The organism is Nissabacter archeti (assembly GCF_018257325.1).
GTDB lineage: Bacteria > Pseudomonadota > Gammaproteobacteria > Enterobacterales > Enterobacteriaceae > Chimaeribacter > Chimaeribacter arupi.
The window spans coordinates 20,032-27,108 of the sequence record NZ_JAERKB010000025.1; the positions used below are offsets into that span (position 1 = coordinate 20,032).

Annotated in this window: 7 protein-coding genes; 5 read left to right on the plus strand and 2 right to left on the minus strand. The window is 57.1% G+C overall.

From position 1 onward, the window contains the following. Positions 1-15: 15 nt before the first annotated feature. From hemE to JK232_RS22590, 5 genes are all read left to right on the plus strand, one after another. Positions 16-1,080 carry a uroporphyrinogen decarboxylase gene (hemE, locus tag JK232_RS22570; RefSeq protein WP_072933602.1) on the plus strand — a complete coding sequence of 355 codons (1,065 nt, stop codon included), beginning with the start codon at positions 16-18 and terminating at the stop codon, positions 1,078-1,080. A 12-nt stretch (positions 1,081-1,092) separates the two neighbouring features. Beyond that, positions 1,093-1,782 carry a deoxyribonuclease V gene (gene nfi / locus JK232_RS22575; RefSeq protein WP_072933613.1) on the plus strand — a complete coding sequence of 230 codons (690 nt, stop codon included), beginning with the start codon at positions 1,093-1,095 and terminating at the stop codon, positions 1,780-1,782. Between the two features lie 56 nt (positions 1,783-1,838). After that, on the plus strand, positions 1,839-2,429 hold the full coding sequence (locus JK232_RS22580; RefSeq protein WP_072933604.1) for a YjaG family protein: 591 nt from the start codon (positions 1,839-1,841) through the stop codon (positions 2,427-2,429). A 189-nt stretch (positions 2,430-2,618) separates the two neighbouring features. Beyond that, positions 2,619-2,891, plus strand: coding sequence for a nucleoid-associated protein HU-alpha (gene hupA / locus JK232_RS22585; protein ID WP_072933606.1), 273 nt, complete (start codon positions 2,619-2,621; stop codon positions 2,889-2,891). A 40-nt stretch (positions 2,892-2,931) separates the two neighbouring features. Continuing rightward, positions 2,932-3,630, plus strand: coding sequence for a DUF1481 domain-containing protein (locus JK232_RS22590; protein ID WP_072933608.1), 699 nt, complete (start codon positions 2,932-2,934; stop codon positions 3,628-3,630). Positions 3,631-3,724: 94 nt separating this feature from the next. On the opposite strand, the gene purD is transcribed toward JK232_RS22590, so the two are convergent. Next, the gene (gene purD, locus JK232_RS22595) at positions 3,725-5,017 is read right to left on the minus strand and encodes a phosphoribosylamine--glycine ligase (protein ID WP_101836160.1); all 1,293 of its coding nucleotides are present in this window, start codon (positions 5,015-5,017) and stop codon (positions 3,725-3,727) included. A gap of 46 nt (positions 5,018-5,063) precedes the next feature. Then, entirely contained in the window at positions 5,064-6,653 is a 1,590-nt protein-coding gene (purH, locus tag JK232_RS22600) for a bifunctional phosphoribosylaminoimidazolecarboxamide formyltransferase/IMP cyclohydrolase (protein ID WP_079205350.1), read from the minus strand. Between the last annotated feature and the right edge of the window lie 424 nt (positions 6,654-7,077).

Here is a 7,077-nt window from a genome sequence, read left to right on the forward strand (position 1 = left end):
AATGAGGAGCCTTACATGAAAGAGTTGAAGAACGATCGCTATCTGCGTGCCCTGTTGCGTCAGCCGGTCGATGTTACCCCTGTCTGGATGATGCGCCAGGCCGGGCGGTATTTGCCGGAGTACAAGGCAACCCGTGCGCAGGCAGGTGATTTTATGTCGCTGTGCAAAAACGCCGAGCTGGCGTGTGAAGTGACATTGCAGCCGCTGCGCCGTTTCCCGCTGGACGCCGCGATCCTGTTCTCCGACATCCTGACCATCCCTGATGCGATGGGGCTGGGCCTGCACTTTGAAGCCGGCGAAGGCCCGCGCTTCGCCCACCCGGTGACCTGCCGGGCCGATGTTGAAAAGTTGCCGATCCCCGATCCGGAACAGGAGCTGGGGTATGTGATGAACGCCGTGCGCACCATCCGCCATAACCTGGAAGGCCAGGTGCCGCTGATCGGCTTCTCCGGCAGCCCGTGGACGCTGGCGACCTATATGGTGGAAGGCGGCAGCAGCAAGGCGTTCACCAAACTGAAAAAGATGATGTATGCCGAGCCGGCGACCCTGCACCTGATGCTGGATAAACTGGCGGACAGCGTGATCCTCTACCTGAATGCCCAAATCAAAGCCGGGGCGCAATCCGTGATGGTGTTTGATACCTGGGGCGGCGTGCTGACCGGGCGTGATTACCTCACCTTCTCCCTGCACTACATGCATAAAATCGTCGATGGGCTGATTCGTGAAAACGAAGGCCGCCGTGTGCCGGTCACGCTGTTCACCAAAGGCGGTGGGCAATGGCTGGAAGCGATGGCCGCGACCGGCTGTGACGCGCTGGGGCTGGACTGGACCACTGATATCGCAGACGCGCGCCGCCGGGTAGGCGACAAGGTTGCGCTGCAAGGCAATATGGATCCGTCTATGCTTTATGCGCCCCCGGCACGCATTGAGGAAGAGGTCGAAACCATTCTGGCGGGCTTTGGGCACGGAGAGGGCCATGTGTTTAACCTTGGCCACGGTATCCATCTGGATGTGCCACCGGAACATGCCGGCACATTCGTTAATGCGGTACACGCCTTGTCAGGTAAGTACCACCAATAAGGAGCAGGTTTGATTGATACTCAGGAATTGCGCCAGCAGCAGATAATTAAGGCGGCGGAGGTGATCCGCCATGATGATTATTCGTTTGACCAGCCGGCTTTCATTGCCGGGGCGGACGTGGGGTTTGAGCAGGAAGGGGAAGTGACGCGCGCCGCCATTGCGCTGTTGCGTTACCCCTCGCTGGAGCTGGTGGAGTACCATATCGCCCGCATCAACACCACCATGCCCTATATTCCGGGTTTCCTGTCATTCCGTGAGTACCCGGCGTTGCTCGCCGCCTGGGAGAAGTTGCAGCAAAAGCCGGATCTGCTGTTCGTCGATGGCCACGGCATCTCCCACCCGCGGCGGCTGGGCGTTGCCAGCCACTTTGGCCTGCTGGTGGATGTGCCGACGATCGGGGTCGCGAAAAAGCGCCTGTGCGGCAAATTCGAGCCGCTGGGGCCGGAAGTCGGTGCGAAGCAGCCGCTGATGGACAAAGGTGAGCAGCTTGCCTGGGTGTGGCGCAGTAAAGTGCGCTGTAACCCGCTGTTTGTTGCCACCGGCCACCGCGTCAGCACTGACAGCGCGCTGATGTGGGTTGAGCGTTGTATGCGCGGTTACCGGCTGCCGGAACCGACCCGCTGGGCGGACGCCGTGGCGTCAAACCGCCCGGCTTTTCAGCGCTGGCAGGCGTTACCGCCCGCTTTAGGAATCGAGGAATAGGGTTCCGGGAAATTTTCGGGTACACTGCCGCGCAGCAACATTAATGAGAACTGAACATGTTACAAAACCCGATCCATTTGCGGCTTGAAAAGCTGGAAAGCTGGCAGCACGTCACCTTTATGGCGAGCCTGTGCGAGCGTATGTACCCCAACTATCAAATGTTCTGCCTGCAGACCGAATTTGGTGATCCGCAGGTCTACCGCCGTATTTTGGATCTGGTTTGGGAAACATTAGTCGTCAAAGACGCAAAAGTTAATTTTGACAGCCAACTGGAGAAGCTGGAAGAAGCTATCCCGTCGGCAGAAGAGTACGATCTTTACGGCGTTTACCCCGCAATCGACGCGTGTATCGCGTTAGGGGAACTTATCCACTCGCGGCTTAGCGGCGAGACTTACTCTCATGCTGTTGCAATCAGCGAAACCTCGATCCGCACTGTCGCCATGCTGGAAATGACACAGGCAGGTAAAGAGATGACCGACGCCGAGCTGAAAGTATTGCCGGCAGTCGAGGAAGAGTGGGATATCCAATGGGAAATTTTCCGTCTGTTAGCCGATTGTGAAGAGCGCGATTTAGATCTGATCAAGGGGTTACGTTCTGACCTGCGCGAAGCAGCGGTTAGCAACATTGGGATAAATTTAACGCAATAAGGCAACAAAACGTGATTTAACGCCTGATTTGTCGTGCCTTAAGGCTTCACATCCGCACCCTGTCTGGTCTACATTTGGGGGGCGTAAAAAAAGTGGCTATCGGTGCGTGTATGCAGGAGAGTGCTGTCCATCGGCATATCCGTCGCACTCGATGCTTTGCAAACGATAAACACACTGTAAGGATAACTTATGAATAAGACTCAACTGATTGATGTAATCGCAGACAAGGCTGATCTCTCCAAGGCTCAGGCTAAAGCCGCACTGGAATCAACCCTGACCGCGATTACTGAGTCTCTGAAAGAGGGTGATGCTGTACAATTGGTTGGCTTCGGGACTTTCAAGGTAAACCATCGTAGCGAGCGCACCGGCCGCAACCCGCAGACAGGCAACGAAATCAAAATCGCTGCTGCAAACGTTCCGGCTTTCGTTTCTGGCAAAGCACTGAAAGACGCAGTTAAGTAATCGTAACCGCGCATCTGTGAAAAGAATAAACAGGGGGGCGATGACGCCCCTTTTGTTTGCCCGCCGCAGCCTGTTTGCCGCTTTGCTGGCAACCGGCCTGGCGGGCTGTAGCTTCCATACCGAACCGCCTACCTTCACCGCCAGCGGGTATATTGCCGATCAGGGCATTAACCGGCTCTGGCGCCAGGATGATGACCAGAACCATCCGCAAACGCTGATCAATGTCTACAGTCCTTACCGCGGCAAAGAGACCGTCGTCACGCGCTACGACTATCAGGACAACCACCTCAGCCAGATCCGCGAAACGCGTTATGTCCGCAACACCCATGACACCCACGATGGCCCTGACACCGAAACCGTGCAGCTGCGTGTTGACCCCGAGGGCAATGTCAGCTTTATGCAGCGCCAGAGTGCATCCGGCCGCGTGAAACTCTCTGCAGATGATATTGAGCGCTATAAGTATCAGGCGCGTGCAGTGCTGGAGTTAAGCGAAACGCTGCGGGCCGGGCAAGTCAACCTGATGCAGGGGCGCTGGAACCAGGGCGTCATCACCGCCTGTCATGGGGAAACCGTAAAACCCCAGTTTGGTACCTATTCACAGATATGGCTGGCAAAACGGGCAAGTCAGGCGAACGATCGCCTTGGGCTGGCATGGCTGAGCGCGCCGGAAGGCACTGAACTGCTGCTGGTGGCCAATGAAGACTTCTGCCGCTGGGAACCGAAAGCGGGTGAGTTGTAACGCGCTGTTCTGCTTACTGCCTTCTACTGAATAAAGAAGGCCTGCAAAATAAAAAAGGCGCCGAAGCGCCCTGTCAGATACCGGGTATCGCGAATCAGCGTGACTGGCTTTCGCGGGCAATGGCGCGGTAGCCGATGTCCCGGCGGCAGAAACTGCCTTCCCACTGAATCCCCTCTGCCAGCTGGTATGCCCGGTGTTGCGCCGCTGCCACGGTGGCACCCAGCGCCGTCACGCACAGCACTCGCCCGCCGTTGGTCACCACCCGCTCATCCTGCAAGCGTGTACCGGCATGGAACACTTTGCCGTCTGAGACTTCTTCCAGCGGCAGGCCGTGGATGATGTCGCCATTGGCATAGTTGCCCGGATAGCCACCGGCGGCCAGCACTACGCCCAGTGCCGGGCGCTCGTCCCAGTCAGAGCTTTTGCCACCCAGTTTGCCTTCTGCACCGGCCAGGCACAGCTCCACCAGGTCAGAACGCAGGCGCAGCATGATCGGCTGGGTTTCCGGGTCGCCAAAGCGGCAGTTGAACTCAATCACCTTGGGCTGGCCTTCGGCGGAAATCATCAGCCCGGCATACAGGAAACCGGTATAGGTGTTGCCTTCCGCCGCCATGCCGCGCACGGTTGGCCAGATGACCTGTTCCATAATGCGCTGGTGGATTTCTTCTGACACGACCGGGGCAGGGGAGTACGCCCCCATACCGCCGGTGTTCGGGCCGGTATCACCATCACCCACGCGCTTGTGGTCCTGGCTGGTCGCCATCGGCAGCACATGCTCACCGTCCACCATGACGATAAAGCTGGCTTCCTCACCGTCCAGGAACTCTTCCACCACAATACGGTGGCCCGCGTTGCCAAATGCATTGCCTGCCAGCATGTCAGTGACGGCCGCTTCGGCTTCTTCCAGGGTCATCGCCACGATGACGCCTTTACCGGCTGCCAGCCCATCCGCTTTAATGACGATAGGTGCACCTTTGCTGCGTACATACGCCAGCGCCGGCTCAACCTCGGTGAAGTTATGGTATTCCGCTGTTGGGATCTGATGGCGCGCCAGGAAATCCTTGGTAAAGGCTTTCGACCCTTCCAGTTGGGCGGCAGCTTGTGTCGGGCCAAAAATTTTCAGGCCGGCCGCGCGGAAGGCATCCACCACGCCGATCACCAGCGGGGCTTCCGGGCCGACAACCGTCAGGCCGATATCATTGGCTTTGGCAAACGCCAGCAGGCCGTCAATGTCCGTCGCCGCGATATCCACATTCACCAACAGAGGTTCCAATGCCGTTCCGGCGTTGCCCGGTGCGACATAAACGGTATCCGCCAGCGGGGATTGGGAGGCTTTCCAGGCCAGCGCATGTTCGCGGCCGCCGTTACCGATAATCAAGATGTTCATGTAATAACTCCGGAGCGGCGGGTGCCTCATGCACCCGCAGTAAAAACTAGTGGCGGAAATGGCGCATGTCGGTGAACAGCATGGCGATGCCATGTTCATTAGCGGCCGCAATCACCTCGTCGTCACGGATAGAGCCGCCCGGCTGGATCACGCAGGTCACCCCTACGGCCGCTGCGGCATCAATACCGTCACGGAAGGGGAAGAAGGCGTCAGACGCCATGACCGACCCTTTGACTTCCAACCCTTCATCTGCGGCTTTAATACCAGCAATTTTCGCCGAGTACACGCGGCTCATCTGGCCTGCGCCGATACCGATGGTCACATTATCACGCGCATAAACGATGGCATTGGATTTGACGAACTTGGCCACTTTCCAGCAGAACAGCGCGTCACGCAGCTCCTGCTCAGTAGGCTGACGCTGGGACACCACGCGTAAATCACGGGCGGCCACCATGCCCAGATCGCGATCCTGTACCAGCAGGCCGCCATTGACGCGTTTGAAATCCAGTGCGGTGGTGCGGCTTGTCCATTCACCACACTGCAAGACACGGACATTCTGTTTGCTGGCGGTCAGGGCCAGAGCTTCAGCGCTGACAGACGGGGCGATAATCACTTCCACAAACTGACGGCTGATGATCGCTTTGGCTGTTTCTGCGTCCAGCTCCCGGTTAAACGCAATAATGCCGCCGAAAGCTGAGGTCGGGTCCGTTTTATAGGCGCGTTCATAAGCGTCCAGCAGAGAGCTGCCGATTGCCACACCACAGGGGTTGGCGTGCTTGACGATAACGCAGGCCGGCTCACTGAACTCCTTCACACACTCCAGCGCCGCATCGGTATCCGCGATATTGTTATAGGAGAGCGCTTTGCCCTGTAACTGCTCGGCGGTCGCGACAGACGCTTCCTTGATCTCTTCTTCTATATAGAAGGCGGCTTTCTGGTGGCTGTTCTCACCGTAACGCATATCCTGCTTTTTGATGTAGTTCAGATTCAGCGTGCGTGGGAACTGGCCGGACGGCTCCTGGCTGTCGCCGTGGTAGGCCGGAACCAGCGTACCGAAATAGTTGGCGATCATGCTGTCGTAAGCCGCGGTGTGCTCAAACGCTTTGATAGCCAGATCGAAACGGGTCTCGAGCGTCAGGGCATTCTCGTTGTCATCCATCTCACGCAGGATGGCCAGATAGTCACTGCTCTTTACCACAATCGCGACATCGTTATGGTTCTTGGCCGCAGAGCGCACCATCGTCGGCCCGCCGATATCGATATTCTCAACCGCATCTGCCAGGGAGCAGTCCGGGTCGGCAACGGTCTGGGCAAAGGGATAAAGGTTAACCACCACCATGTCGATTGGGGCAATGGCATGCTGTTGCATTACCTCATCATCCTGGCCACGACGGCCCAGAATGCCGCCATGCACTTTCGGATGCAGGGTTTTGACGCGCCCGTCCATCATCTCCGGGAAACCGGTATAGTCAGAAACTTCAGTGACCGGCAGACCGGCGTCTGCCAGCAGGCGGGCGGTTCCGCCTGTAGAGAGTAATTCAACCCCACGTTGAGACAATGCTTGGGCGAATTCGGTGATACCGGCTTTATCAGAAACGCTGAGCAATGCGCGGCGAATAGGACGACGTTGTTGCATGGTGGTTTTATCCCTTGGCTTTGGAGTCTCAATAAAGAGCGTTATGTGAATTCTGCCCGGGAATAAAGAAAAGCGGGCACTATTCAGATAACGCCCCCACAGGGGCAGCCAGTAGAACGTCATTAACAGCGCGCTGGAATTGTAGCGAAAACGATTGCGTGGTGCTCGTAAAATTTGGCCTCAGAATGCGGTTGTGGATAAGTTTGTGTAAAAAGAGGTATAAGGCCGGGTTTTGCTGTGGAATGCAGCAAACGACCACTTTTCTGCAAAATACCTGTTGCGGGCTGCGCGGAACTCCCTATAATGCGCCTCCATCGACACGGCGCAAGTGATTCACTTCACAAGCAGCCGGGAAGAGAGAAAACAAGAGAAAAAACTTCTGAAAAAGAGGTTGACTCTGAAAGAGGAAAGCGTAATATACGCC